General features: G+C 60.2%; 23 protein-coding genes. 3 read left to right on the top strand and 20 right to left on the bottom strand.

Translation table 11 applies throughout. From position 1 onward, the window contains the following. Nucleotides 1-45 precede the first annotated feature (45 nt). A complete protein-coding gene (locus tag ACR2R1_RS04315; RefSeq protein WP_077732121.1) occupies nucleotides 46-567 on the bottom strand; it encodes an RNA polymerase sigma factor in 522 nt (173 codons plus the stop codon). Nucleotides 568-1,265: 698 nt separating this feature from the next. Between ACR2R1_RS04315 and smbP the strand changes: the two genes are divergently transcribed. Both smbP and ACR2R1_RS04305 read left to right on the top strand, forming a co-directional pair. Further along, nucleotides 1,266-1,601, top strand: coding sequence for a small metal-binding protein SmbP (smbP, locus tag ACR2R1_RS04310; RefSeq protein WP_077732122.1), 336 nt, complete (start codon nucleotides 1,266-1,268; stop codon nucleotides 1,599-1,601). Nucleotides 1,602-2,260: 659 nt separating this feature from the next. After that, nucleotides 2,261-2,668, top strand: a complete 408-nt coding sequence (locus tag ACR2R1_RS04305; RefSeq protein ID WP_086133900.1) for a c-type cytochrome — start codon at nucleotides 2,261-2,263, stop codon at nucleotides 2,666-2,668. A gap of 102 nt (nucleotides 2,669-2,770) precedes the next feature. Here the strand turns inward: ACR2R1_RS04305 and ACR2R1_RS04300 are convergent, their stop codons facing one another. The 9 genes from ACR2R1_RS04300 to ACR2R1_RS04260 form a co-directional block, all read right to left on the bottom strand. Beyond that, nucleotides 2,771-3,994: a sialidase family protein gene (locus tag ACR2R1_RS04300; RefSeq protein ID WP_347258696.1), complete on the bottom strand. Its 1,224-nt coding sequence runs from the start codon at nucleotides 3,992-3,994 to the stop codon at nucleotides 2,771-2,773. A gap of 787 nt (nucleotides 3,995-4,781) precedes the next feature. Then, nucleotides 4,782-7,238, bottom strand: coding sequence for a TonB-dependent siderophore receptor (locus tag ACR2R1_RS04295; RefSeq protein WP_434112817.1), 2,457 nt, complete (start codon nucleotides 7,236-7,238; stop codon nucleotides 4,782-4,784). Nucleotides 7,239-7,931: 693 nt separating this feature from the next. Continuing rightward, entirely contained in the window at nucleotides 7,932-8,972 is a 1,041-nt protein-coding gene (locus tag ACR2R1_RS04290; RefSeq protein WP_434112815.1) for a FecR family protein, read from the bottom strand. A gap of 69 nt (nucleotides 8,973-9,041) precedes the next feature. Then, a complete protein-coding gene (locus ACR2R1_RS04285; RefSeq protein WP_434112814.1) occupies nucleotides 9,042-9,599 on the bottom strand; it encodes an RNA polymerase sigma factor in 558 nt (185 codons plus the stop codon). Between the two features lie 100 nt (nucleotides 9,600-9,699). Further along, entirely contained in the window at nucleotides 9,700-10,932 is a 1,233-nt protein-coding gene (locus ACR2R1_RS04280) for a PepSY-associated TM helix domain-containing protein (protein WP_434112812.1), read from the bottom strand. Between the two features lie 644 nt (nucleotides 10,933-11,576). After that, nucleotides 11,577-12,644: a TonB-dependent receptor domain-containing protein gene (locus tag ACR2R1_RS04275; RefSeq protein WP_434112810.1), complete on the bottom strand. Its 1,068-nt coding sequence runs from the start codon at nucleotides 12,642-12,644 to the stop codon at nucleotides 11,577-11,579. A 119-nt stretch (nucleotides 12,645-12,763) separates the two neighbouring features. Continuing rightward, the gene (locus tag ACR2R1_RS04270; RefSeq protein WP_434112808.1) at nucleotides 12,764-13,771 is read right to left on the bottom strand and encodes a FecR family protein; all 1,008 of its coding nucleotides are present in this window, start codon (nucleotides 13,769-13,771) and stop codon (nucleotides 12,764-12,766) included. 96 nt (nucleotides 13,772-13,867) lie between these two features. Further along, nucleotides 13,868-14,392, bottom strand: coding sequence for an RNA polymerase sigma factor (locus ACR2R1_RS04265; protein WP_434112805.1), 525 nt, complete (start codon nucleotides 14,390-14,392; stop codon nucleotides 13,868-13,870). A gap of 570 nt (nucleotides 14,393-14,962) precedes the next feature. Then, nucleotides 14,963-15,502 carry a PepSY-associated TM helix domain-containing protein gene (locus ACR2R1_RS04260; RefSeq protein WP_434112803.1) on the bottom strand — a complete coding sequence of 180 codons (540 nt, stop codon included), beginning with the start codon at nucleotides 15,500-15,502 and terminating at the stop codon, nucleotides 14,963-14,965. A gap of 383 nt (nucleotides 15,503-15,885) precedes the next feature. Here ACR2R1_RS04260 and ACR2R1_RS04255 point away from each other — a divergent pair, with 383 nt between their 5' ends. After that, the gene (locus tag ACR2R1_RS04255; RefSeq protein WP_434112801.1) at nucleotides 15,886-16,239 is read left to right on the top strand and encodes a hypothetical protein; all 354 of its coding nucleotides are present in this window, start codon (nucleotides 15,886-15,888) and stop codon (nucleotides 16,237-16,239) included. A 334-nt stretch (nucleotides 16,240-16,573) separates the two neighbouring features. On the opposite strand, the gene ACR2R1_RS04250 is transcribed toward ACR2R1_RS04255, so the two are convergent. From ACR2R1_RS04250 to ACR2R1_RS04205, 10 genes are read right to left on the bottom strand one after another with little or no spacing between them, the layout of a single operon-like run. Continuing rightward, nucleotides 16,574-17,662: a TonB-dependent receptor domain-containing protein gene (locus tag ACR2R1_RS04250; protein WP_434114196.1), complete on the bottom strand. Its 1,089-nt coding sequence runs from the start codon at nucleotides 17,660-17,662 to the stop codon at nucleotides 16,574-16,576. Nucleotides 17,663-17,668: 6 nt separating this feature from the next. Next, nucleotides 17,669-19,408, bottom strand: coding sequence for a complex I subunit 5 family protein (locus ACR2R1_RS04245; protein WP_434112799.1), 1,740 nt, complete (start codon nucleotides 19,406-19,408; stop codon nucleotides 17,669-17,671). After that, a complete protein-coding gene (locus ACR2R1_RS04240) occupies nucleotides 19,405-20,898 on the bottom strand; it encodes a complex I subunit 5 family protein (protein ID WP_347258455.1) in 1,494 nt (497 codons plus the stop codon). The genes ACR2R1_RS04245 and ACR2R1_RS04240 overlap by 4 nt, the downstream gene beginning before the upstream one ends. Then, complete coding sequence (locus ACR2R1_RS04235; RefSeq protein ID WP_434112797.1) at nucleotides 20,895-22,391, bottom strand: complex I subunit 5 family protein; 1,497 nt, start codon at nucleotides 22,389-22,391, stop codon at nucleotides 20,895-20,897. The genes ACR2R1_RS04240 and ACR2R1_RS04235 overlap by 4 nt, the downstream gene beginning before the upstream one ends. After that, on the bottom strand, nucleotides 22,388-22,705 hold the full coding sequence (locus ACR2R1_RS04230) for an NADH-quinone oxidoreductase subunit K (RefSeq protein ID WP_077730989.1): 318 nt from the start codon (nucleotides 22,703-22,705) through the stop codon (nucleotides 22,388-22,390). The genes ACR2R1_RS04235 and ACR2R1_RS04230 overlap by 4 nt, the downstream gene beginning before the upstream one ends. Further along, nucleotides 22,702-23,439, bottom strand: a complete 738-nt coding sequence (locus tag ACR2R1_RS04225; RefSeq protein ID WP_434112795.1) for an MnhB domain-containing protein — start codon at nucleotides 23,437-23,439, stop codon at nucleotides 22,702-22,704. The genes ACR2R1_RS04230 and ACR2R1_RS04225 overlap by 4 nt, the downstream gene beginning before the upstream one ends. Continuing rightward, a complete protein-coding gene (locus ACR2R1_RS04220) occupies nucleotides 23,436-23,708 on the bottom strand; it encodes a Na(+)/H(+) antiporter subunit B (RefSeq protein WP_434112793.1) in 273 nt (90 codons plus the stop codon). The genes ACR2R1_RS04225 and ACR2R1_RS04220 overlap by 4 nt, the downstream gene beginning before the upstream one ends. Beyond that, complete coding sequence (gene mnhG / locus ACR2R1_RS04215; protein ID WP_434112791.1) at nucleotides 23,708-24,031, bottom strand: monovalent cation/H(+) antiporter subunit G; 324 nt, start codon at nucleotides 24,029-24,031, stop codon at nucleotides 23,708-23,710. The genes ACR2R1_RS04220 and mnhG overlap by 1 nt, the downstream gene beginning before the upstream one ends. Continuing rightward, nucleotides 24,028-24,303: a monovalent cation/H+ antiporter complex subunit F gene (locus tag ACR2R1_RS04210; RefSeq protein ID WP_086133912.1), complete on the bottom strand. Its 276-nt coding sequence runs from the start codon at nucleotides 24,301-24,303 to the stop codon at nucleotides 24,028-24,030. Before ACR2R1_RS04210 ends, mnhG begins: the two co-directional genes overlap by 4 nt. Beyond that, nucleotides 24,296-24,796, bottom strand: coding sequence for a Na+/H+ antiporter subunit E (locus ACR2R1_RS04205; protein ID WP_434112789.1), 501 nt, complete (start codon nucleotides 24,794-24,796; stop codon nucleotides 24,296-24,298). Before ACR2R1_RS04205 ends, ACR2R1_RS04210 begins: the two co-directional genes overlap by 8 nt. Between the last annotated feature and the right edge of the window lie 124 nt (nucleotides 24,797-24,920).

The raw sequence follows: 24,920 nt of genomic DNA, 5'->3' as shown, positions 1-24,920 counted from the left end.
GCGTTATAGGATAAGACGTTCGGGGCGTGCCGGAACACACTGGCGTCAGAAGATATCGTCTCCCAAAACGGATACGAGATGAGCCAGCGCCGCATGGACATTTTTTTCCACGGCGCTGCGGGACAGGCCGATATGGCTGGCTATGCGTTCGTAAGGCCAGTGATGGAGCTTGTGCAGTATCAGAATTTGCCGCCGACGCTCGGATAGGCCAGCCAAGGCTTCGAACAGCCTTTCGACATCCTGCTGCGTTGCGGCATGCTGCTCCGGTGTCGGAGCCGAAGCCGGAATTTCGGCAACGATCTCCGGATCGGCTTCCGGACAATCCGTCCGGCTGCGGACCTTCGCCTTGCGCAAATGATCGAGAGCCAGATTGCGCGCGGTTTGGTAAAGAAAGGCTTTCAGGTAGGTGACGTGTTGGCTCTCCGCCGCGCCCATCACGCGCACATAAGCTTCCTGTGCCAGATCCTCGGCAGTCTGCCGGCAGCCCACCATACGGAACAGAGTGTGAACGAGCGTTTCCCGGTGATCCAGGAACAAATCGCTGACGCAGGCGGAAGAATGGTCCATTGACGGTGGACGGGGTTACGGCTGGTTTTTGTTATTTCGGACTTGAGCGAGGCCACTTTCTCGTGGTGGCAAAGAGCTCAAGCAATACAAATGCCATGGGAAGCGGGCCGGAAACCTTGCGGTTGGGCGATACATGAACCGGATTGCTGTGTGAATTGCCGCACCTGGTGTGGCATAGCTCGGGTAGCCGGCTTGGCGGGCAAGATAAGACGCGAATTTTGAAATGATCTCCACTGCCGCGAGACGTCGAGAAACGCCTTACCCTGATCTACGATCTTTGCCTGCCGCTCCTGCAACCAGCGGATTAAGCCGAACACGAGCACCGCCGACAGGGTCAGACAGTATTAGAGTCGAACGTCTGCTGTAATCGGCGTCGGGTTTATTAATCAGGCCCGTAAATACCCTCCTGGTATTTCGGGCCGCCGCCCAGGCCCGGTACACGCCCGGCCTGGGCTCACGCGGCTTGTCGCTGCGCCGGGGCATCCCTGCCCCGGATTAACCCGGCCTATATTTATAGGCCGGGTTAATAAAAGGGCTTTGTCCGGGACGACATACCCGGTTTCTCGTGTCCCGGTTTCGATACTAATGTCACTCTTTCGTGCGGCATCATGATTCTGTTAGGCTTAGCGTGCCCTGTGTTGTTTACGGCATGGGGTAGGACATGTCGATTCCGATGAATAGCACCTAAGGAGGCAAAAATGAAGACGAAGATCATTCCATTGATGGGCGCGTTGGTTTTGACTGCGAGCGGGATGGCTTACGCCTGGGACGCGCATACGGACCAGGCCATCGAGCACGCGGCGCAGGCCCTGGCCCACGGCCAGGATAATCATGCGCCACAGGCGACCCAGCATGCCGAAGAAGCGCTCACCCATGCCAAGGCCGCCGAGAAGTATCACGATGAAGCGACTAAGCACGTGAAAGAGGCGATCAACCACCTCAATCAGGCGGTCGAGCACGGCAAGATGGGACACGCCGATATCGCCGCCCAGCATTCCGACGAAGCGTTGAAGCATCTAAAAATGGCAAGATAAGAACTTTCGCTTCAATGCAAGCGGGCAGGTGCGCATTCTCTGTCCGCTTTTTTTGTCCCTACACCTTCAAAAGCGGCATTTGGCGAGAACGGCGAGCGCCGCTCGACCTTTACCTCAGAACAGCCCTCTCCTGAGGGGGTTACGCTCGAAGACTCATAGCAAACTGGAAAGCGTTCCAGCCGTTCCCCTTGCGCATCATGGATCGGTTCTCTCGAATTGCGTGTGTTCCCGCACAACTGGGTGACAGCCCTCAATTCCTTCCCGAAGAACAGGGCGACCAAGCCACACGATGCTTGGCCAGCAAGGCTTCCGGCGTTTGGCACCAATTTTGTAATCACTTTTGGTGCATAACCTCAACTTGTACTGTGGCGGATGATTGAACGAGTGCCAGGTATTCCCCGGCATCGCTCTCCCATCCGCCGTTTTTTTGCATGGGTTGGGTATGCCCGAGTTCGAATCGGGAGCCGACGACTCGCGAATCGAGCCGATTCCATCGCGACTGATGCAAATTGAGCTCTCCTCGAACTGGCGGCCGTTGCGAGCGGAACGATGAGAGAAAGACGCTTTGCCGTTGCTCTTGCGCCGTTGCAGCGCTTCCGGCAGGGAAGGAATCAAAATGCATCCGTCCTGGCTGTTCAATCAATACTAAAGGAGGCCTTATGCAAAGAATCGATACGCTATTCGCTCTGAGGAGACTGGCCGCAGCCGGTGCGCTTGTGCTTGCCGCTTCGGTCTGCTCGATCGCTCATGCGGAAGCGCCTTATAAAGTCGAAGGAAAAGCGGTGGACAAAGCGACTTTCAATGGGTGGAAACTCTACAAGCGCCAACGCTGCGAGACTTGCCATGGACCGACCGCGGAAGGAGGGGCCGCTTTTCCCAATCTGGTGACCGGCTTGAAGAACATGAGCACGGAAGATTTCAAAGCGACCGTGCTCAACGGACGCAACAACATGCCGGCTTTTAGCGGCAACAAGGCGGTGGTCGACGGGATCGACGGCCTGTACGCTTACCTGAAGGGCCGCTCGGACGGGGCGATCCCCGTCGGCGAACTACAGGAAATGCCGTAGGCTGAAAACCGCCACGAGGCCGGGGAGCCCGATGGCAGACCGGCCTCGATCCGTCCGGCCGCGTTCGCCGTCGAGACAAAACCGCTGCCGTTCATGGATTCGTTACTCCCCGAGATCTTCGGCATTCGCCGTCAGGGCGGCCACCGGTGTTCCGACGAGTCTCACCCGCTGCTGCGCCACATCGGTCCAGGCTACGTAAATCTCATCGCCCGCCTGCGCCAGGCTGATATGGCGGCTCGGCCAACGCGGGAATCCTCCGCGGTACAGGCTTGTACGACCCAACAGGGTGCCGTCTGGCCGCAGCCGGGCCATCCACAGTTCTTCGTCTGGACCCGCCCGTCCCCGCCAAGCCGCGATAGCCGAACCATCCTCCAACAGCAGCGTGTCGACGTAGCCGTTCGCATCGGCGCCAAGTTCGACGGGTTCGCCGAAATGCGCGCCCTGGTCGGCTGAAAACGCCGCTTTTACCCGCCCCACGCCGTCCGCTGCGGTGAACCAGGCGACCACCGTCCGTCCATCTTGCGAAGCCACGGCGGGGCCGTTGCTCGGGCAACCCTCGATGGCCCACCGGTCGGCATGCACGATTCCATTCGAACGGATGCCGCCCGAGCTCCAGCGAATTAGGGCGATATCCCGGAGCTCGCCTGCGAGATGATCACGGTAAGTCGTCGATAGCGTGTTCCCATCGGTTACCGTCCGGGTCTCGCAACAGGAGCAGACGTCGGGATCGAGCGTCGTTTCGGCGCTCGCGCGTCCGTCAGCACCGATCAGCGTGGCCATAAGGCGATAACGATCCGGATGCCGCCGGTCGGTCCACACCAGCGCGAATCCACCATTTTCCAGGGGAGCGGCGGACATTTGGGCATCGTAGATGCGAGCGGCGGCGGGGTAGGGGCGTTGCGGTTTGCTCCACTGGCGCCCGCCGTCCTTGGATATCGAGACATGAATGTCGGCCGCGTAGCGATCCTTCGCCCGGTCCTGATAGGTCATCCATACCGCGGCCAATGCGCCACCCTTCAGTCCGACCACGAGCGGCGGCGCGGCGAACTTGTTGCGGCCCTCGACGACCGTATGCGGCGCGGCCCAGATTCCGCGCTCGCGAACGGCGAAACGGAAGCGACTCGACTGTTCGTCGCCTTCCACCCAGCTCAACAAAAGCCGCTCTCGGTCGAGTTGAGTCAGATGGTGTTGGCGGCTGCCCTGCGCCGCTGGAGTATCGATTTCGCGCACGAGCGTTTCCGACCCCATCGAGGGGGCTACGGCAAAAGAAGCCAGCCACAACACTCCCGCAAAAAAACGTGAAAAGAACGAATGCTTCGTTTTCATGGTGACTTCCTTGAGTCTTGCGCTAATTCGTCCGGCCATGGCTTACATGGCACACTCGGAACTTGGGCATGCTGCAACGGTTCGGCCGGAGTTGGAGGAGGTGGAATATCTTTTCGAAGCCATATCCTGCTCGATTCCACGTGTGGGGAATAAAGACAAGTCGCTGAAAACCGGACAAATCCACAGAGTGGTCGCGGCCAGCCTTTCCCCTGAGCACTCCCAAGCGCTCGGAAAGGCTGACCGCTAGTCGGCACAAAAATAGAAACAAACTTCGCGCCAGATATTATCTCATCGTTATTTCAATGGTTTAGGGAAGGGCTGGGTTTTAGAAGGGCGGGCCATTAATGCATTTGCCGCACTGCGCCGAGTGAAATCCCGCATCGGCTATGCGACAAAATGCCCTATTGGATCAATGATTTAGGCGGCGTACGATAATCCCATCTCGTAGCAGTCATTGGTTTTCCTCCGGGACCCAACCGTACGAGTGCGTGAGATCTCCTCATTCGATCGGGATGCCGTTCAGTCGACATCCCGTTTTTTATTCCCTGCCATAACCCGAGTCACGACACTTCGATTGCAGCACTCGTAGCAGAGCGCAAATTCCTTATCCCGCAAGCAACGGACATACGGGCTATTTCATGATCATAGCCGCGAAAGATCGGCTTGCCTGTCGCGCTACAATCTCCGGGGTCGGGATCGTCCGGCCGTTCCTAACGGGCAGAGGAAGCGGCTGCCGAACGGTCCGTCGACATCTGTCTGAGTCTCGGCGGAAAAAGAAAGATCTGCTTCAAAACTCCACCCGCACCGAGCCCAGCACCGTAAACGGCGAGGCAGGTACGACCGCGAGCCTGGGCGCGACATTCACGAACGGATCGGTCGACTCGTAATAGGCTTTGTCGAGCAGGTTGCGCAGGTTCAGTTGCGCGGTCACGCGGGACGGGCCCATGGTCCAGCGGTAAGCGGCGGCGGCGTCGAGCCGCACATAGCCTGGCATCTTGAACGTGTTCTCGTTGTCTCCGTCGCGCTGACCGGCCGCGAACACCCCGACCCCCAGTGAAAATCCGTTGGACGCATCGAATCCGTTGATGTCGTATTTGAGCCACAGGCTTCCGGAGTTGTAGGGCACATTCGGCATGCGATTGCCCTGGTTGTCCGAGTTATCCTTGGTGATCTCGGCGTCCGTGTAGGCGTAGTTGCCGATCAGGCTGACGTAATCCGTGATCCTTCCGGAAATGTCCAGTTCCATGCCTTTGCTCCGCGCCTCGCCGATGGTGTCGCTATCGGTCGGGTCGGCCGTACTGAGGTCGGGGGTGAGAATGTTTTTCTTGTTGATGTTGTAGAAGGCAAGAGTCGCGGTCATCCGGCCGTCGAAGAATTCGGTCTTGACGCCGGCTTCGTACTGCTCGCCGGTTTCCGGCGTTACATTCCCGAAGCCCGGTATATTGTTGTTCGATCCGAACGATTCCGCCCAGTTGCCGTAGATGCTCAACCAGGACCAAGGCTGGTAGAGAATGCCCACCCGCGGGCTGAACTCGTCATCCTTTCGGTTCCGTCGGGCGTCGTCCGCCGCGGAATAGGAAGTGTCCGAATAGCCGCGTCCGATCGTCGCCCAATCGTAGCGACCACCGCCCATAATGTGGAGTTTTTCCCAGAGCACGATGTGGTCCTGAAAGTAGACGCCGAACCATTGTTCCTCGGCGCGAGAGTAGAGCGGGAACGCCAGGCGGTCCTTGTCGAACAGGGCGGCGTCTATGTTGTAGCTGGGGTTGAAAATATCGATGGCGAGCGCCGGATCGCCCGCAAAATAGTCGCCGCGAGCATGATACTTTTCCGAGTTCTGGTAATAATCGAAGCCTACCAGGACTTCATGTTCGGTGTCCCACAGGTCCAGTTTTCCGGTGAGATCCAGGTTGGTGGCGTAGACGTCCTGGTCCGACCGCTGGTGAAACAGGTTGCGGTCCAGCGTGCGGTTGTCGCTGCGCAGGGCCGAAGCGTCGAACTGGGGTGAAGGCGTGATGTCCAGATTGTCGGCATGGTAATACCGCGCCAGAAAGCGGTTGCGCAAGGTCCAGTCCTCGTTGAAGCGGTGGGTGAGATTGAAACCGACGTAGACGTTGGAGATGTTGTCGACGGGATCGTCCGGGTCGTCCAGCGCTCGGCGAATCGGAATGGGTGCCGGGCGTTTCCCGATGACGGGGATGCCGTAGTCGATTTCCCGATCCTCGTTGAAACCTTCCACCTCGATCGAGATTTCGGTGGCGTCGCTGATCCGCCAGGTCAGGCTCGGGTTGACCTGAATCCGATTCATGGTGTGGAACTCCCGAAACGAGTCGCTGTCCTGATAAGCGCCGGTAAAACGGTAGAGCAGCGCTCCATCCTGGGTCACCGGCCCGGTTGCGTCCCAGAGGGTGCGGTAAAAATCGAAGTTGCCGAACTGCTGCTCCAGAGAATAATAAGCCTGGTCCAACGGCTTCTTGGTGGTCAGGTTGATCAGGCCGCCCGGCTGAATGCGGCCATACAGCACCCCGGCGGGGCCTTTGAGCACTTCCAGGGACTGCAGGTTGGCCGTATCGAAGCTGGTGAAGCCCACCCTCAGTCCGTTCCGGTATTGATTGAAGTCCTGAAAACCGCGGATGATGAAACCGTTGAATACGCCCAAGGAAGGTTGCGGGCGCACGCTGCTCACGTTTTCGAGCGCTTCCTTTAAATCGGGGGTTTTCTGATCGTCCATCACCGCTCGCGGGACCGCCTGCACCGACACGGGCGTGTCCATGATCGGCGTATCGGTCTTGGTGGCGGTGGAGGTGCGGGTTACGGTATAGCTTTGGCGGTCCTCCTCGGTCACCGCCTCGCCTTTCACCATGATCGGGGACAGTTGCACTTCTTGCCTATCGACCGCGGGCGCGGGCTTTTCGGCTCGGGCGAGGGTGACCGTGCCGCCGGGCGTCACGCTGTAGGTCAGCGGCGTGCCGGCCAACAGCCGGTCTAGCGCTATTTCGGGCGGGTACTCGCCTTTGAGTCCTCCCGTTTTCAAGCCTTCCGTCATTTCGCTACCGTACAGAAGCTGCCGTCCGCTCTGTTTGCCGAATGCGACCAAAGCGCTGTTCAAAGGCTGCGGAGGAATGTCGAAACGGGTGTTTTCCGCGGCACCGGCCGTGAAGGCGGACAGTAAGGGCAGGCCGAACACCAGCACGCGGCATTGGTTGCGGGGCCGATCGTTCCTGAGTCGGGACGGCTGGGACATGCGGTTTTTCTCCTGATCTTCTTGCTTTTTTTCGGCGGGCAAAATAGTCGGCCCACGAGAGCTATGACGGAGTCGGAGAAAAAAACCACATGGCGTAACCGACGGTGGATTTTACGCTGGGTCCCAAACTCCGGTTCGGGACCTATGTCGAGAAATTCCGGCTTCCCGATTTGAAACCCAGAGCATTTGCATATCTACTGTACGGGCACTCGCGCGTAGGTTGCGAATCCCTTCGCGACACGACGCCGCTTGGCCGAGCGCCTTCGTCGGCATCCTTTCCAATCGCAAACGACGTCTTCGGGAAGGGGCTGGCCGGCGCTCCCGGCCAGGCCGTTTGCGATTGGAAGGGTCATCCCAGCGCTCCTGGGATGACCGTTTGCGATTGGAGCGCCGAAGCCCCCCTTCCCGACGCGACGACATGGGCGAGCGTCTTCGTCGGCAAGGGGTTGCCGACCTACAACTTCTAAAGCTCATGCGCGGCGCGGAACCGTCGCAAACCGAAAATCTCATGGCGCCCGATGGACGCGACAGGTAGGACGGTCGCGCGGGAATACCTCTCGGGGTGAAATTATAGAATTCAGTCTAACGTCCTTGCCGCAGCCCGTATGTAGAGCAGCGAAATACGGGGTGTCACGGCTTCGCTCGTCCCGGATTTCGCTTCACTTCATCCGGGCTACGGGCCTCGCAACTTGCTCAGCGCAGGATCACCCAGTAATCCGTCAGGCGGGTGATGCGCAGCGGCGTGGTTTCGGCGATGGCGTCGATCACCCTGTCGGTGTCGGCGAGACGGAAGAGTCCGCTCAGGCGTCGGTCGGCGAACGATTCGTTGAGCAGAGTCACCCGTCCTTTCCTGTATCGGTTGAGCGTGGCGACCACCTCGGCCAGAGGGGTTTGATCGAAGATCAGATAGCCTTCGCGCCAGGCGGCGGCATGATCGACTCCGCTTTTCCGCAGGACGACCCGGCCGTCCGCTTCGAGGCTGGCGGCTTGACCGGCTTTCAGCGAGACGCGCAGGCGGAACGTGCTGGCCTCGACCACGCCCTCCAGCATCGCGATTTCGGTCTTTTCTTCCGACTGCCTGACGGTAAAGGCCGTACCCACCGCCTTGGCTTCGCCGTGGCGGCTGGCAGCGACGAACGGACGCGCCGGGTCCTTGGCCACTTCAAAAAACGCTTCGCCGCGAAGCAGTTCGATCCGCCGCGTCGAATGCTCGAAGCGAACCGCGACGGCGCTGTCGGAATTCAAACTGGCGCGGGAACCGTCGGGCAGCAGAACATCATGAATTTCGCCCTTGGCGGTTCGATAATCGGCCCGCAGCGCGAGCATGGGGTCGAGAAAAACCAGGCCAGCGATCAGAATGAAAAGGCATGCGATGGCCCAGCCGAGGCGCACGGAGTGGCGCGGAAAGCCGGTGCCGCGCGAACGGCTTAGGGCAGGATCGGTCTCAGATCGCAATCGTCGCGGTCTCACTATCGCTTCCGCGAGGTTTGCGCGAGCAGTTTCCAAGGGCAGGGGAGACGATCCGGGCAGCGGCCGGCCGCGCAGCGGTTCCAGCCCCTCCCAAAGCGCGAGCGCGTTGCGCCAAGCTGCCTCGTGCTCCGGGCTCTGCGAGCGCCAACGCTCGAGTCGCTGTGTTTCGGCCGTTGTCGGCGTGCGCGTCTTCAGAACGATCAGCCCGTCGAGCGCCTCGCTTACCAAACGGTCGGGATCGTGGGAGGGTGGGGATTCGGGCATAAAACGGCCGTTGTCTTAGGAGACTCGTGAAGATAGACGAGCCGCCGCGAAAAAACCACACGCCACGAGCTAATCTTCGTGTACGCGGCGATTCAAATGCAGCAGCGTGCGTCTCAGATGCTCCTCCACCGTGCGCAGGGAAACGCCGAGCCGCTCCGCGATTTCCCGCTGTTTCAAGCCTTCGAACCGGCTCAGATAAAAAATGCGTTGGCTCAGTGGCGGAAGCTCCTCCAGCGCCGCCGTCGCCCGGTCGAGCTGCTCCGAGGCGAGCGTCGCGGCCTCGCCGGTCCGTTCCTCCGTCGGAAGAACGCTGGGATCGTCCTCGTCCAAATCGGCCAAAAAGCTTGGCCGGTTTTTGCCGTAGCGGTGATGGTCCGTAATCAGATTCAGCGCGGTCCTGAACAAATAAGCGCGGGGATTGGCGATGCGGCTCAAGTCGCCGCTCCGCCAGAGCCGCACGAAGGATTCCTGGCAAAGGTCGTCCGCGGTTTGAGCGCAACCCAGTCGGCCGAGCAGGAAGCTCAGGAGTTCCTGGCGGCAGTCCCGGAAAAGCTGAACTAGCAGTTGATGATCGGAAGACAGCATGGGTATCGAGAAAAAGGGACTCCTCGATACAGCAAGCCTCATGCCGAATCATGTAAACGATTGATCGGAAAAGGCTGGATCGGTAGGCTCGGCTGTTTCGCTGTAAGCGACTGCGGCAAATCACACAGTGCTCTTCCAGCGGTCAGATTTCATTTGTTCGCGGCTGATCGCGAAGCCGTCGGTCCGCTACGCCGGCCGTGCGCCGCGCCGCCTTCCGTTTTTGCAGCCAACGGATCACCCCCGTCACGTACAGCACCGGACAGGCGAGGCCGGTGACAAATACCAGAATGCGGCCTGTCATGCCGAAGGCGTGGCCGGAATGGAGCGGCCATTGCCAGTGGGTGAAGACTTCTCCTGCCGTTCCCGTAGCGGGATCGTCCACGTCCAGGATTTTTCCGGTATAGCGGTCCATCACGACGCAGCGGCGGCTGAGAAGACTGCCGGGCTCCGCCACGTCGTGCTTGCACACGGTGTAGGTGCTGGTCGGCTCCGGCGCGCCGTAGATCCAGTCCGGGCGGCCGCTGGGATAGCGGGTATCGGCGATGGCGACGGCCTGTGCCATGCCGATGGGCTCACCATCCGCAATCGGGGTGGAGCGAAACCAATAGCGGTAGGTGACCGGCGAGAACAGTTCCAGAACCGGCACCACATGCCGCGGCAGGTTCATGTAGATGCCGGAGAACAGCACGGGAATCATGATGAGCGTGGTGTAGAAGCCGAAAGCCTTGTGCAGATCGAAATTGAGGCGTTCGGCGCTGGCTCGGCGCTTGATCGTGAGCGCCTGCAGCCATTTGCCGGTCAGCGGCCACCAGACGATGAGGCCGGTTAGCACCGAAATGATGAGCAAGGCTCCGAGAATACCCGTGAGCGCATAGCCGACCTTTTCGCCCAGGAAGAAAGCGTAGTGGAGTTCGAACACGAATCCGATGAACGTCCTCGGAAAAGTGCTGTCCGAGCGCTTCATCAGGCGCCGACCGATCACCTCGGCGGTGTAAGGATCGACCGCGACTTCCCAATTTTCCGATTCACCCTCCGGCAGGGCCGGCACCTGGAATCGCAGGCGGAACACCGCCGTGTCATTGCGCGGGTAGTTGGCGAAGGTCAATTTGGCGTCGGCCGGCATGGCCCGGATGCCGGCCGCGAAGATGTCCTCCAGTGGACGGTAATTTGCCTTTCCTCCAGGGCGAGCTTCGATCGTCAGCAATTTCGGATTCAGCAGTTCGTCGATTTCCTGATGGAACACCAGGATGCTACCGGTAATCCCGAATATCACCAGCGTCGCGCCAGCGACGAGTCCCAGCCAGAGATGCACTTCCAGCCACAGTTTCCTTCGGGTTTTCAGATTGGCGAGACGCCTTAAATTCTGGAGGGACATGGTCGATTTCCGATTTGAAGTCGCAAATTGTAGGGACGTAGATGTATCGCCGGGTTATGTCTTTCGTGAGGCCTCATGGATCTAATTCCAAATCGCTTTCAATAAGGCATTCATTTTTGTAGGGTGGGTTAGGCCGCGAGGCCGTAACCCACCGAACGGCCTCGAATCGGTGGGTTACGCGGAGCCTGTCCTGAGCTTGTCGAAGGGCCTGTCCCAAGCGGAGACTAGGGGCTAACTCACCCTACGATGAATGTTCACTCGAATGCCGACTAAATAAGACGAATGACAGAAAGAAAACCCCACCGGCATCCGGCCGGTTTGGCCGTCGAGTTCGCGCATTTCGAACGCCGGGAACGGTTGTCACCTTGTTCCGCCTTGTATCGGTGTTTGCGCCGGTTCCCAAGCTTTGGGCTTGGGAACCGGGTCTTGCAAGCTCTGGCTTGTCATGTTTCGGGAAGCGGGAGCTTCCAAGGCAGCGTTCCCAATCCGGAGATCGGGAACGAGCGTAATTGCAGGCTTCGACCGAAACGACTCGGCACGTTCGGCCCGGCTGAGTATGGCTCGTAGGATGTGGTGACCGAAGCGAACCGCCCTTCGACTACGCTCAGGACAGGCATCGTTCGCTACGTACTCGCCGAACCAATTCAATACCGGTACTCGAATCCCCCGAACACCATGCGGGTGGCGCCGGGATTGAATTGCGCCACGTCCTGTCCTCCGGCGTCACCGGTAACGAAGACCGAGGCGGCATAGCGCTCGTTGGTGAGATTGCGTCCGTCGACGAACACCTTCCAATGTTTGCCGTCGTCCCAGCCGACGCGGGCGCCCAGGAGAGCATAGGCATCGGCCGCCAGGGTGTTGGTGAAATCCACCCAGTTGGAGCTGACCGCCGTTACGTTCGGCCCGATGTAGAAACCGCCGGGATGCTGGTAGAGCGCCTCGAAGCGGGCATTGTGCTCCGGTATGCCAGGCAGCCGGTTGTCTTTTAGCACCGGATCGTCGTCGAAGTGGAAATTGCTCCAGGTGTAACTGCCGCGCAGGCGAATGCGGTCGCCGACGTATACGCCCGGCGCATAAGCAAGCGCGTCGTTCACCGTTAGCGCCGCGCCCTCCCTGATTCGCTCCCCCTCGATCAGCGTCGTCCCGCCGGGCACTCGCTCCAGTTTTTCCCGCGATTCTTCGATGGAGGGTGTGGTAAGGCTTTGAGGTTCCGCTTCACCGGTAACCGAAACAGTGGCCAGTTGGACCGATTCGTCGCCGCTCCCTCGGGTCTGATGGCCGGCAGCGGGCGCGATGTTCGGTTTGGCAGCGCGCTTGGCGAGGCGTTCGATGGTGACGGTTCCGGGACCGATGAAGCGATAGCCGAAGCCGGTACCGTCCAGCAGCTTGTCCAGGCCCTGCTCCGGCGTTAGCGTGCTCGATAGTCCTCGGGACTTGAGGCCGCGGACGAGATCGGCATCGAAAACCAGTTTCAGGTCGGACTGGTCGGCGAATTCCGTCAGTGCATCGCCGAGCGGCTGTGCGGCGATGGCGTAGTGTCGCGCATGGCTCTTTTCTTTTTCAGAGGCCTCGGCCGGAATTACGATTGCCGCGATGACGACCGCTAGTGCGGTGAATGATCTTTTCCCCGGAGGAAAGTAGTTTGGGGGTTTTGAAACTGGGTCAAAAATGTCGGCGTCTTTGCATGTGTTCCGGTTCTTTTTGTTTTTCATGACGTTCTCGAAGGAATTCAGAAAAGGGATGTTTCTTTTCTGAACACGTGCGAACGCCAAAACCATGAACCGGGAAAGCAAAAAAATTTTCGTCGAATCGATGCGAACGAGATGGGGGTTCAGCGATGCAGCAGTACCAGCCAGGGACTCAGCCGGGTAGATCGGATGGCGAGCGCTTTCTCGACGGCTGCGAGGATGGCATCGGAATCGTCCAGGGAAAACACGCCGGTAACGCGCAGATCGTTCAGGCGATGGTCGGCAATCAGGATCTTTCCCGGCCGGTAACGGTCGAGTTCCGCGACCACTTTCACCAGCGGCTGGTCCTTGAATATCAGCTTATGCCGCTGCCAAGCGGTCGCTTGGCTCAAATCGGTCTTCTCCGGCGAACTCAAGCCGTGTGTCGGGCTGTAGGTGACGCGCTGCCCGGACGCGACCCGCACCGCCGCCTGCGCGGAATCGGCCCGTCCGTCCGCAAGCCTGACGCTGACGGCATGTTCCTGGACCGTCACAGCGATGTCTCCGGCCGTGCTCTCCGAAACCTCGAAGGCGGTGCCCAAGGCGCGGATCACCGCCGGGCCGGTTTCCACCTCGAACGGCCGGGCGGCGTTGGGCGCCACGGTGAACACGGCTTGGCCATGGCGAAGATGAATGCGCCTTCGCGATGGGCTCCAATCCAGCGCAATGGCGGTATCGGTGTCGAGCAGCACGGTGCTGCCGTCGTCCAGGCGTACTAGTTTCTGCTCTCCCGTGACGGTGGCGTAATCACTGAGCCAAAAGTCGCCGAGATAGAGTCCCTGTAGTCCGAAGGCGAGCAATAGCGCAGCCGCCGCAGCCCAGCGGGCAGGCCGGCGCCGACGCGCGGGCGAGAGCGGTGAAGGGCGCTTTTCCGGCAGTCCGACCGCGTCGGGCTGCTCTGCACGGAGATCTCCTGCCTCGTTACTCAAAACGTCCGCGACCGAAGCCCAAAGACGTTCCGCTTCTTGAAATGCGTCCGCGTACTCGGGCCCCTCCGCCAGCCACTCGGCGAAGCGCTGGCGATCGCCGTCCCCCGCCGCACCCGAACGTAGCAGCACCAGCCAATCGATGGCTTGGTCCGAGAGTAGTTTGCGGCGATCGCTTGGGTTCATGAACGGTACGGTCGGGTATGTCGGAGAGACTTATGTATATAAGACGGACGGAAGAAAAAAAACCGTATCGCTATGGGCATGAAACGGCGGCATCGATCAGGTGGTCTCGTCGTCGAGCCGGTCCCGACAGTGTTTTAGGGCTTGAGCAATGCGCTTCGCCACCATTCGCTCCGATACGCCCAGCCGTTCGGCGATCTGGACATAGGTCAGGCCGTCCGCGCTGTTCAACAGCAGAGCCGTGCGGGAGTCCACCGGCAATTCCGACAAGGCCGCTTTCAGACGATCCATGGTTTGCCCCAGACTAACTGCCTGTTCGGGGGCCAAATCCGGGCCGGGGACGGTTTCTGAGGCAAGCGCTTCGTCGTCGTGAGCGGATTCGTAGCGGGATTTGGCGGTCTGCTTTCGCAAATAGTCGACCACCAGGTTCGCGGCGATGCGAAAAGCCAGGGCGCGCGGATTGTCGGCAGGACTTCGTCGCTCGCTCTGATGCAGGCGCAGATAGGTTTCCTGGGCTAAATCGGCGGCGGTTTCCGGACATCGGAGGCGGCGCATGAGAAAGGCGAAGATTTCGTCCCGACTGTCCGAGAAAACGCTTTCGGTGCCGAGCGATGAAGGATTCATAAATTGGCGATGGGATTCAGTGCCGGTTTGGTGGGAAACGGATTGCGTCCGGAGCTTGTGTACGAGACAGTTGCCTGGGTTTCCGCGAGCTATGTTGGGGAATGTATTGATTTTCGTGAACAAGCTTTCGACCTGCATCGACGCCATGATCGTGCGATGTGGTCGCGGTCGGCCTTTCCATCAAGCGCCCGAGGTGCTCGGAGAGGCCGACCGCTGGTCAGCATCAATAACATAACAAACGGCGTGCCAAATCTTTTTGCCTTGATATTTCAAAAGTTTATTAAATCACGCGGTTTTCGAATGGGGGGAGCTTTAATGCATTTGCCGCACTGCGGCGAGTGAAATGCCGCATGGTCCATGCGACAAAATGTCACCTTGAATCAATGGGTTAGGTTTAATAGGATAATCCCATCTCGTAGCAGCTATTGGTTCTCCTCCGAGGCCAACCGTACGAGTGCGTGAGATCTCCTCATTCGATCGGGATGCCGTTCAGTCGGCATCCCGTTTTTTTTTGCATTACGCCCATGTCAATTCGCCCGGATCATAGCGGAGAAATGTCGGGTTCATGCCTCAGCACAACCCGCCTCGCCAAATTCGATTTCTCTCTATAAAGGTCGCGCTCAAGGCGTTTTCGCGATACGCCTTTCGCCCGACGCGCCGCAAGCGGGCTTCCGGAAACACGGGCTCAGCCGCGCTGACGGCGGACGCAATCGGAATCGGCGTCGCTCCGGGCGTTATTTTCGAAGTCAGGCCGTGCGGGTCGGCCCAGCCATCCAGTTCGACCGGGGAGAACAGATTGACCATCGGGCGGACGTAATCGAAAAACACCAGATAGACGCCGCTGAACGCCACGACCGCGAGTACCGGAGCGCTGTAGATGCCGAAAACCTTGTGCGGGTCGAATATGAGGCGCTCCCGGCTCGCGCGGCGCTTGACGGTCAAGGCCCGGACGAGCTGATTCCGGCTCGGCCACCAGAGGTAGATTCCGGTCAAGACCGAGACCAGCAGCGCGACCCCACCGGTGGCGCGGGAACTCGTGCCAGGGGATCGATGTGCGATCTCTTCGCTCGGATGGTCTGCCGGGTCAAAAGCTTCATCTAGACCCCCCAATGTTATTGTTTATCCTCGTGGAGGTAGACGGACCGCGCGCAAAAAGCCGCCAAGCGGGTTGAGATCTTTTAACGAGCGGCATGTGCTCCGTCGAGTTTTTTCCGTCAAACGCCACAGATGACTTAGGCTTTTGCCGCTCCGACCTAGAAGGGAAGGCCATTCACGGTGCCGCGATTGCCGATATGCCGCATCCTTCCTTAAGTTCCGTTCACTCGAAATATGGCCGCGCAGCAAGCGTTGCGTGACCTTGCCCTCTGTTTCGTAATCTGGTTGAGGCAAAGTGGATGTTTGTAGGTCAAGTTGGCTCGATTCTTTCTTTGTTAAGTCCGCACGTTTCCTTTGAGACGTTTTCCATTCATTCCACTTCCAAGGAGGATTTCGATATGTTGATGGGTGCGCTTGCCGTTTTTACTTTAGTTGCCGCTATGGGCTTGATGATGATCCGGGACGCCTGGCGCGGCCAATCCGTGGGGCCGGCTTACTCGCTGGTTCATGCCGCCGCCGCGCTGCTGGGCTCCGGTTTGGTGATCGCTGTCGCGCTGGATGGCGACCAGCGGGTTTATGCCAATATCGGCATGGCCGTAGTCATCATTCTTTTGGGAGCTGCGATGGGATTCGCCGCCAAAAGAGGGAGATCGGCGCCTAGAATCGTGCTGATGGCCCATGCAGCCCTGGCGGTTGCTTGTTATGGGCTGTTGGGTTTTTTCGCTCTGAATCCGGACGCGGCGTTGATGTAGTTGTTTCTCGAACTGCGCCGAGGTCTATACATCTTCGTATCCTCTGATTTTGAGAGGAAAACCCTGACCCCCGCCCACTGGAAAGTGTTGCAAAGGTCCAATTTATAGGCTGGGCTGAGGAACGAAACCCAGCATTTTCGCGGATTGCTGGGATTTCTTCGTCATCCCGGCCTATTTTTGCTTTTGCGACACCCGGTGGGAGAGGGGACTTATGCTCGGTGATTCCTGAATGGTCAATACTGGAATAAGCATTAGCGTTTTCGCCAATGGGTTCCCAAGCGGGGAGCTCGGGAACCCCCAAGTTCAGGCGGGTAGGGATACGATTCAGGCGTTCTCAAAAGCGGATCGTCACGCCGCCGATCACCGTTCGGCTCGGGCCCGGGCGCAAACCATTCGAGTAGTCTGAGACATACAGCTTGTCCGTCAGGTTGCGACCTTGAACCCAGAGCGTTACCGGAGTGTTCGGGATGGCATAGGTCGCGCGCGCCGAAAGGAGGGTGCGGCTGGGGACGGCGCCCACGACGATGGGCTCGCGGAGGTCGATCACATCGCCCGCCTCCAGAGGGACGCCGTCTTCATCCGTCAGGATGGGATCGCGGGTGTTGGCCGGGTCGGTGAAGAAGCTGTCCATATGGGTCAGGGTCGCGCTGATCTGCCAGCCGCTCGTGTGTTCCAGGCCCAAGGTCAAACTGCCCGTGTGCAGCGGAACCTCGGGCACTTGATTACCCTTGCTGACGCCCTCGGTGAATCTCGCGTCCGTATAGTTGTAGGCCAGCATGCCAAAGAAATTATAGGGCGACTGGGTGTAAGCGGCCGAGTCGACCCGCACCGCGACATCGACGCCGACGGCCTCGGAATCTTCCGCATTGATGAATATGTCCCGCCCGGTGTTCGGATCGATGTAGGGGAGTTGCACGAGCGTGTTGTCCAAGACGTTGTAAAAGCCCGCCAGTTCGAAATTGATGCCCTTCACGAAGCTGGAGCGCACCCCGATCTGCGAGTTGATACCGGTTTCGGGAACCAGCGGGAAGTCGCTGCCGCGAGCCGGCGCGGGCGTATAGCCCCGCTGCACGCTGGCAAAGAGCTGTGTGTCCGTTAAGCCGCTGTAAAGAAAGCTGATGCCGGGCAGCAGAATCGATGTGTTGTCTTCCTCTTTCGGCTCGGGGCCATCCTCTGCGTCGAAAACGCGCGTCTTGTTTTGGGTGTAGCGCTCCATGCGGAGGCCCGGAGTTATCGTCCAGTCGCCGAAGCGCATGGCGTCCTGCAAAAACGCGGAGTAAGCCGAGGCCTGATAGCGTTCGTCGCGGGTCAATGTGCCGCGATCATCCACGTCGAGTACCTCGCCGACTTCACCTTCCGTGCGCCGATCCCGGTAGGCCGTTCGCCCTGAGCTTGTCGAAGGGTTTCTTGAACCTACTGGGATAGGCTCTTATTCACGCCCGAAGTTCTTCGGGAGCAATGCCAAGGCAAAAAGCACGATGAGCAAGAGAAACAGGATTCCGGCGATGGCCATGCTTTCAAGCCACGCTTGGCCGTATGCCAGGCCCTGGGCCAGCCGTGCGCCTAAGGTTTTCCATGGCGGGCGAGCCGGTTTCCGGACCGCCTTATTCCATAAACTTTTCATACCCGTCCAGGCACTCAGCGCCAGCCGTTCCGCCGGTACGAGCAAATCGCCCGCTGGTATCGGCGGGGCGGACCGGGCGAACCGGCGGCCGAACAGATAAGCCAGCAAGATACCGCCGCCCACCGGCCATAATTCGCTCCAGAGAATCCCGGGTTCCAGCACATGCTCGAAAAAGGCCCGCGCCGCGTCGGCGAACATGATCCAGGTGAGTGCCAACACGCCTAGCAGCGCCAGCCCCCAGGTAAAACCCAATCCCCGGCTCCCGCTGCCGTGGCTTTCCGTCAGCGCCTCGTGTCGGACCAGGTAGAGGAAGCGTACGAGCAGCAGCGTGGTGCCCACCGCCGCGAAAGACAATGTCCAGGCCAGCCAGTCCTGCGATGGTTCGGGCACCGAGCCTATGGCTCTCTTGAGCGACTCTTTGGCGAGCGCGCCGCTGGTAAAGGGAGCTCCCGCCAGCGCCAGCGCGGGCAGCAGCAGCCCGGCCGAGATCCAGCGAAGTTTCCGCTCGTCGCGAGCGGTTTCCCGCGCGACTCCGACGCCGAGGAACAAGGCTCCCTTGGCCAGAGCATGATGGACCGCATAGACCGTAACCGCCGCCAGACACGACGGCCAGCCCGCCGGTGCCGCCAAGCCCAATCCGACCGGCACGGTGATGAGCCCCATTTGGCTGATGCTGGAATAGGCCAGCACGGTTTTGGAGTCCTTTTGGACCAATCCCACCCCAGCACCGTAGAACGCCGCGGCGAGCCCTGCGGCCGTCAGTCCATAGCCCCAATCGGGAAGAGCCGCCTGCCCCAGCGGCAGAAAGCGCAGCCAGCCCAAGAGACCGGCCTTGATGATGACTCCGCTCAGCACCGCGCTGGCGGGAGTGGAGGCGACCGGATGCGCCAAAGGTAGCCAGACATGAAGCACCAGGACACCAACCTTGATCCCGAATCCGCCGAGGAACAACGCCACGATCAGATTTCGCTGCGGCGATACGGCGACCGCCTTCGGAATCTGGTCGAGAAACAGACTTTCCGCCGCGCTCGCGCTCAGCAAAAAAGCAACGAGCAGCATGGCCTCCCCAAGGATGGCCAGGATCAGATAGATGCGCCCCGCTCGGTGCGGCTCTTCACCGCCCTCATGCACGATCAAGCCATAGGCGGAAAAAGTCATCAGAGAAAAGAATAAATAAAAACTCGCCACGTCCTGGGCCAAAATGACGCCGAGATTGCCCGTCATGGTGCTCAGAAAGAACCCGCCGAAGCGGCGGCGCTTCGAATCGGAGGCCAGATAAACCTGAGCGTAAAGGCCTGCGATCAGCCACAGCAGAGCGGTGAAGATTAGAAACATCCGACCGGTGGCATCCAGTCCCAAACGCGTGCCTAGCAATAACCAGGACAGATCGATGCGGAAATCCGGCGCCGCGGCCAGAACCAGGCCCGGCAATGCGGCCCAGGGCGCGATAGGCCATGTCGGGGAACGCCCTGAGGCCATGAATAGCGCGATCGCCAGAAGGGAAGGAGCGAGCAGGGCGGCGGCGACCAGCCAACTCGTGCTCACGAAACGTACTCCCGGGCCGTGACCAACTTGGCCCAGCCCAGCGGGCTGAACCACGAGCCCGCGAACAGTCCGGCGGCAAAGGAGAGAAGAGCGGTGATCAATGTGGGCACCAGCAGCGTCGGACGGGTTTCGAGCTGATCGCGTTCGCGTTTCGGCCATTCTCCGCTCGCGGGCAGAAACCAGATGCGACGTAGGACCGGCAGGAAATAAGCGGCGTTGAGCACGGTGCTGACGGCAAGCACAGCGAGCGCCCAGTAGTCCTTCGCGGCTATCGCCCCCAAGCCCAGATACCATTTGGTGACGAAGCCGGCGACCGGCGGGACGCCGATCATGCCCAAGGCCGCCACGGTAAACGCAACCATGGACCAGGGCATGCGCCGGCCGACGCCGTTCATTTCGCTGATCTTGTGAATGCCCAGGGTTTCGGCCAGATCGCCTGCGCAGAAGAACAGAGTGATCTTCATCAGTCCCTGGTGTACCAGGTGCACGACGCCGCCGATGGTCGCCAGCGGACCGAGAATGCCGATTCCCAGTACGATGTACGACACCTGACTGACGGTGGAATAGGCCAGCCGCCGCTTGAGGTCGTCCTGAGTCAACGCCCGCACCGAGCCATACACGATGGTGATGCCCGCGACCCATGACAAGGGACCCAGCACGCCCAGGCGAGCGGCGAACTCCACCCCGTACACGTCGTAGGCGATGCGCACGATGCCGAAGGCCCCGGCCTTGACCACCGCCACTGCATGCAACAAGGCGCTTACCGGGGCGGGCGCCACCATGGCGACCGGCAGCCAGCCGTGGAGCGGCACCAGCGCAGTCTTGACCCCGAGCCCCGCGACCAGAATCGCGAAGATCGCGAGCAGGTCAGGGTAATCAACCACCGAAACCCCCGCCAGCACACCGCGCTCGGTGAACTCGACAGACCCTACCACCTCGTACAGCCAGACGACGCCCACCAGCAGCAGTGCGCCGCCGGTCATCGTGTATTGCAAATAGACCTTCCCGGCGCGCAACGCGTCCGCTGTACCGCGGTGCACCACCAAGGGATAAGTGGACAACGTCAGCAGCTCGTAAAAAATGATGAAGGTTATGAGATCGCCGGCCAGTGCGATGCCCATCGTGGAGGTCACGCACAGGCTGAAAAAACCGAAAAACCGGCTGCGATGGGGCGATCCTTCCAGATAGCCGATCGCGTAGATCGTAGTGAGCAGCCATAGGACCGAGGAAAGCCCCACGAACAGCATGCCCATCGCGTCGGCGCGCAATACGAAATCTTGATCCGGCAGCAGAGGCAACCGGGTTTCGTAACGATGTCTCTGGAACACGCCCCATACCATGATGCCCACCAGCACGAGCTTGGCTACCGCGCCGATCAGATTGAGCCAGGAGCGGGTGCGATGCTGTTCCTCGCCGACGAAGAAAATGAGCAGGCCGGTTATGAGCGAACTCAATACCACCAGGAGGGGCAACCAATCGTCGAAAGTCATGGGGCCACCGTCGACGGTGCGGAGGCTTCGAGCAGAAGGGGCGCGCCCGTCTGCAAGAGGCGAAGCGGATAAGCCGCCGCCAGCCCCAGGGCCAGGGCGATGCCGGCCAAAGACAGCGCGGCTAAGGGCATGACCAAGGGCACCGGATGGAACGCAGCGTACTCCCTTGGTGGCAGAAAACAGCGGCGCAGCACTCGAAAGATATAGGCGGCGGACGCGAGCCCGCCCAAGACCAGAACGGCGGCCCACCACCATTGCCCGGAGGACAGCGCGGCATTGAGCAGAAGCCACTTGGCGATGAATCCTCCGCTCGGCGGCAGACCCATGAGACTGACACCAGCCATGGCGAAGGCGAACAGGCTGATGGGTAGGTGCCGGCCGACGCCTTCCAGCCGATCGATCCGGTCTTCGTCGGTCACTTTCAGCATGGCGCCGGCCGCCAAGAACACGGCGGCCTTGGCCACGGCATGGGACACGGCCAAGTACACGCCGCCGCTTAAGGCGGCCGGGGCACTCGTAGAAGACGCAGCGGCAAGCGGAAACGTCAGAAACAAATAGCCGACTTGAGTCACGGTCGACCAGGCGATCAGCATTTTCAGCTTTTCCTGGTGAAACGCGAGCCAAGCCCCGGCAAACACGGCTATGGCGCCCAGAGAGCCGATTCCTTGTGTAAAGATTTCGGTCAGCGCGGACGGAAAGACCTCGAACCAAAGGCGCAGCAGCATGTAAAAAGAAGCCTTGATGACCAGTCCCGACAGCAGAGCGCTGACCGGAGCCAAAGCACTCCCGTGCGCAGGCGGCAACCAGAAATGGAGTGGAAAAAGGGCAGTCTTCAGCATCAGTCCCACGGTAATCAGGCTCGCCGCCAATGTGTTTGCGGGTTCCGGGCGGAACAATCCCGCCATCCGCTCCAGTGACAAGGTGCCGTAGGCGCCGTACAGCAGGGCTACGCCCATGAGATACGCCAGAGAGCCCGCCAGCGCCGCGAGAAGATAGCGGAGCCCGGCAGCGAGCGAGTCTCGGTCGCCCGCGAGCACGACCAGACCGACGGCGCTTAGACTCAACAGTTCGAGGGTTACGTACAAATTGAAGAGATCGGCCGAGAGAAAAACGGCGTTGAGCGCCCCCCACAAAAGCCACCAAAGCGGCCAGAACCGGATGCCGCGGTTTTCGTCGCCGGCAAAATAACCCAGAGCATAGAGGCTGATGAAACTTCCTACGGTCGCCGTCATGCCCAACATCGCGAGGCTCAGCCCGTCTGCTCGCAGATCGATCCCGAGAGGTGCTCCCCAGCCTCCGATCGGATAGTGCTGGAGACCCGCATTTTCGAATTCGAGAATGAGCCGTATCAGCGAGAACCAAATGCCGGTCATCGTTGCCGCCAGCAGGCTTCTGTGGCCGCGCGGTCCGAACAGGAAGGAAAGAGCTCCGGCCATCAGAGGAAGCAAAATCAGCAAGGGTATCCATGGCGCGGCGAACGAGATGCCGCTCATGGCTCGGGCCGAGGATCGTTCGGCAGGCGAGTTTCTCCGGTCAAGTCGTAAAGACGCCGGACCAGCGCCAGCCCAAAAGCGGTAGCGCTGACCGCGACGACGATTCCGGTGAGTACCAGGGCTTCCGAAACCCGGTCCGGCGGCGTTCCGGCGACTCGCTGCGGCAACCCCACGAGGACCAGGAACACGCCGCTGCCCATGATGTTGAATGCGATCAGTCTCCGTACCAGATGAGCATGGATGATGAAGCCGTAAAGGCCGATGGCGAACAGAACCACGCCAGCCATGGCATAGATCAGCCCGCCGCCGATCATGACTGTCCCGCTCTTTCGCCCTCCGCCGAGTGTGCCGGTCGGGACGGTGACATGCATCGAATGCGGGGAGGTGCCGCGCCGATGAAAGCGGTTGCGAGAATCGCCGCGATCGACACGGTCAGCGCCGATTCCACCACCAGGATAGCCATCGCAGCTTCCGCCGTTCGGTATTCCAGCAGCCTCGAACCCTCGAACAGCGGCAGAGCGGCAACCGCAAGAAATACCCCGAGGCCCAGAACGAGGCTTACACGCAACCATGCATTCGGCGACTCGAAGCTCGGAATCGTGCCGGTCAGGCGCAGCAGAACGCCGCCCCCCGCGAGCACAGCCCCCGCTTGGAATGCTCCACCCGGCCGGTGCGCGCCCGCCCATAACAGATATCCCGCAGCGAGAACGATGAGCGGAACTATCAAGCGACTCAGAGCCGCGAGCACGGGGCTCGAATCGGGCGCGGCGTCGGGTATGGAGGCGGGGCCTGGAGGCCGGAATGCCAGGATTCCCAGCACGGCCAACAACAGCACGGCAATCTCCAGAAGAGTGTCGTAGCCGCGATAATTCAGCAGCACGGCCGTTACCGGGTGTCGGACGCCGCTTTCCTCCAGATGCGCTTCGACGAGTTCCGCCAAGCCGAAGTCCGGGCGGGAAAGCGCGACTATCGCGGCGCTAAGGCCGATGCCCAAGATCCAAGCGAGCGCGGCGGCGATCTGTCGGATCGGTCCGTACACCGCGCTCATGATGGGTTCCTTCCCGCACGCCGGCGTCCGCGTTTACCGGTGATGTGCGCCACGGCGTCGAGCATCAGGGCTCCGGTTAGCCCGGTGCCGATGGCGGTTTCGGCCAGGGCGATGTCCGCAGCGTGCAGCCTTACCCAGGCCAGCGTCATCAGAAGGCCGAAGGCGATGAACAGCACCACCTCATTGAACAGATCAGGGGTTGTCACGGTCCGCCACGCAATCCAAATCAGGATTGCAGCCAACGAAAAATCCAGTATTTCGCCGAGCATCACTGTGGTTCCTGCCAAGTGGAGACTCTGGCCCGGTGTTCGGATCGCAGGGTATGGCGGGCGAGCAGATGACAGGTCGTGGCGCTGGCCGGCAGCGCGAGCAGCCAGATCAGCAAGAGTTTCAGTATCACCGCCCAGGATGCGGTCTGCAGCATCAAACCGAAAATGACCAGGCCTAACCCTAAATTATCGGCTTTGGTGAGGGCATGAATTCGGGTGTACGTATCGGGAAAGCGCAAGAGACCGACGGTTCCCGCAAAAAAGAATGAAACGCCAAGAAACAGCGAGAAGGCAGAAAGCCATTGAAGCGCAATCTCGTTCACGACTCGTCATCCCCGTCGCTGCGATCGGAAAACCGCCTTACGAACGCCACTGTCGCAAGCACCGCGAGCAGCACGAAAGTCAAGGCGACATCGCGGAGCGCCGGCAAGTTTTGCGCCTCCGCCAACAACAGCAAGACCGCTACGCCGGTCGTGCCGAACAACTGTGCCGCCAGCATGCGATCGGCCGAGGTAGGACCGCGCACGATCCGGAGCAATCCGGCGGCGATGTTGAGGAGCAGAAAGAAAGCGAGCGCCAGATTCAGTTCAGGCATGGGGCGTATCCCCGGCTTGATTCAAGGAGCGGCCGAACAGAGCCGCAACCCGTTCTTCCACCGTTCGCAGGGATTCGAGAATGGGCAGCCCCTTGTCTAGGACATGAACCTGCAGCCGCTGCTCGTCCAGTTCGGCGACCAGGGTGCCCGGCAGCAAATTGACGGTGTTGATGAGAAGTACGCAGGCCGCCTCGTCTGTCAGCCGCAGGGAAAAATCCACGAATGCCGGCGCCAGAGGCATTTTCGGATGCAAGGCGCGCCGCGCGACATCGATGCCGCCGAGCAGCGAGTGCCAGAGAAAGAAACCGAGAAAACGGGGCAGACCGTACAGGGGCCTGTATCCGGACGGATTGATGAGGAAGCTTGAAACAAGCGCGATGAGAATGACCGGCACGCCGAAGGCCCAGGCCGACGCCCCCTCCGTCAAGGCCCACCAGCATAACGCCAGGAACAGAATGCGCTTGAGTCCTGATTTGACGAAAAAATCGAACATGACCTCGACTTTCCATGTCAACCGTGGCCCCATCATATCAGATCGTCCGGAGCGCTCCATCCTCTTTTGAGAACATGCAGAAGCCCACCTATGGGGCTCGCGTAGGGTGCATTACGCTGAGGCT

The sequence above is a fragment of the Methylocaldum sp. GT1TLB genome (assembly GCF_051027445.1).
Lineage (GTDB): Bacteria > Pseudomonadota > Gammaproteobacteria > Methylococcales > Methylococcaceae > Methylocaldum.
This window is presented reverse-complemented; position numbering and strand designations above follow the sequence as displayed.

What these genes read in the sequence shown, in the direction of transcription:
- ACR2R1_RS04315 (WP_077732121.1), bottom strand. Translation starts at nt 567, where the DNA reads ATGGACCATTCTTCCGCCTGCGTCAGCGATTTGTTCCTGGATCACCGG.
- smbP (WP_077732122.1), top strand. Translation starts at nt 1,266, where the DNA reads ATGAAGACGAAGATCATTCCATTGATGGGCGCGTTGGTTTTGACTGCG.
- ACR2R1_RS04305 (WP_086133900.1), top strand. Translation starts at nt 2,261, where the DNA reads ATGCAAAGAATCGATACGCTATTCGCTCTGAGGAGACTGGCCGCAGCC.
- ACR2R1_RS04300 (WP_347258696.1), bottom strand. Translation starts at nt 3,994, where the DNA reads ATGAAAACGAAGCATTCGTTCTTTTCACGTTTTTTTGCGGGAGTGTTG.
- ACR2R1_RS04295 (WP_434112817.1), bottom strand. Translation starts at nt 7,238, where the DNA reads ATGTCCCAGCCGTCCCGACTCAGGAACGATCGGCCCCGCAACCAATGC.
- ACR2R1_RS04290 (WP_434112815.1), bottom strand. Translation starts at nt 8,972, where the DNA reads ATGCCCGAATCCCCACCCTCCCACGATCCCGACCGTTTGGTAAGCGAG.
- ACR2R1_RS04285 (WP_434112814.1), bottom strand. Translation starts at nt 9,599, where the DNA reads ATGAGGCTTGCTGTATCGAGGAGTCCCTTTTTCTCGATACCCATGCTG.
- ACR2R1_RS04280 (WP_434112812.1), bottom strand. Translation starts at nt 10,932, where the DNA reads ATGTCCCTCCAGAATTTAAGGCGTCTCGCCAATCTGAAAACCCGAAGG.
- ACR2R1_RS04275 (WP_434112810.1), bottom strand. Translation starts at nt 12,644, where the DNA reads ATGAAAAACAAAAAGAACCGGAACACATGCAAAGACGCCGACATTTTT.
- ACR2R1_RS04270 (WP_434112808.1), bottom strand. Translation starts at nt 13,771, where the DNA reads ATGAACCCAAGCGATCGCCGCAAACTACTCTCGGACCAAGCCATCGAT.
- ACR2R1_RS04265 (WP_434112805.1), bottom strand. Translation starts at nt 14,392, where the DNA reads ATGAATCCTTCATCGCTCGGCACCGAAAGCGTTTTCTCGGACAGTCGG.
- ACR2R1_RS04255 (WP_434112801.1), top strand. Translation starts at nt 15,886, where the DNA reads ATGTTGATGGGTGCGCTTGCCGTTTTTACTTTAGTTGCCGCTATGGGC.
- ACR2R1_RS04240 (WP_347258455.1), bottom strand. Translation starts at nt 20,898, where the DNA reads ATGACTTTCGACGATTGGTTGCCCCTCCTGGTGGTATTGAGTTCGCTC.
- ACR2R1_RS04235 (WP_434112797.1), bottom strand. Translation starts at nt 22,391, where the DNA reads ATGAGCGGCATCTCGTTCGCCGCGCCATGGATACCCTTGCTGATTTTG.
- ACR2R1_RS04230 (WP_077730989.1), bottom strand. Translation starts at nt 22,705, where the DNA reads ATGATCGGCGGCGGGCTGATCTATGCCATGGCTGGCGTGGTTCTGTTC.
- ACR2R1_RS04225 (WP_434112795.1), bottom strand. Translation starts at nt 23,439, where the DNA reads ATGAGCGCGGTGTACGGACCGATCCGACAGATCGCCGCCGCGCTCGCT.
- ACR2R1_RS04220 (WP_434112793.1), bottom strand. Translation starts at nt 23,708, where the DNA reads ATGCTCGGCGAAATACTGGATTTTTCGTTGGCTGCAATCCTGATTTGG.
- ACR2R1_RS04210 (WP_086133912.1), bottom strand. Translation starts at nt 24,303, where the DNA reads ATGCCTGAACTGAATCTGGCGCTCGCTTTCTTTCTGCTCCTCAACATC.
- ACR2R1_RS04205 (WP_434112789.1), bottom strand. Translation starts at nt 24,796, where the DNA reads ATGTTCGATTTTTTCGTCAAATCAGGACTCAAGCGCATTCTGTTCCTG.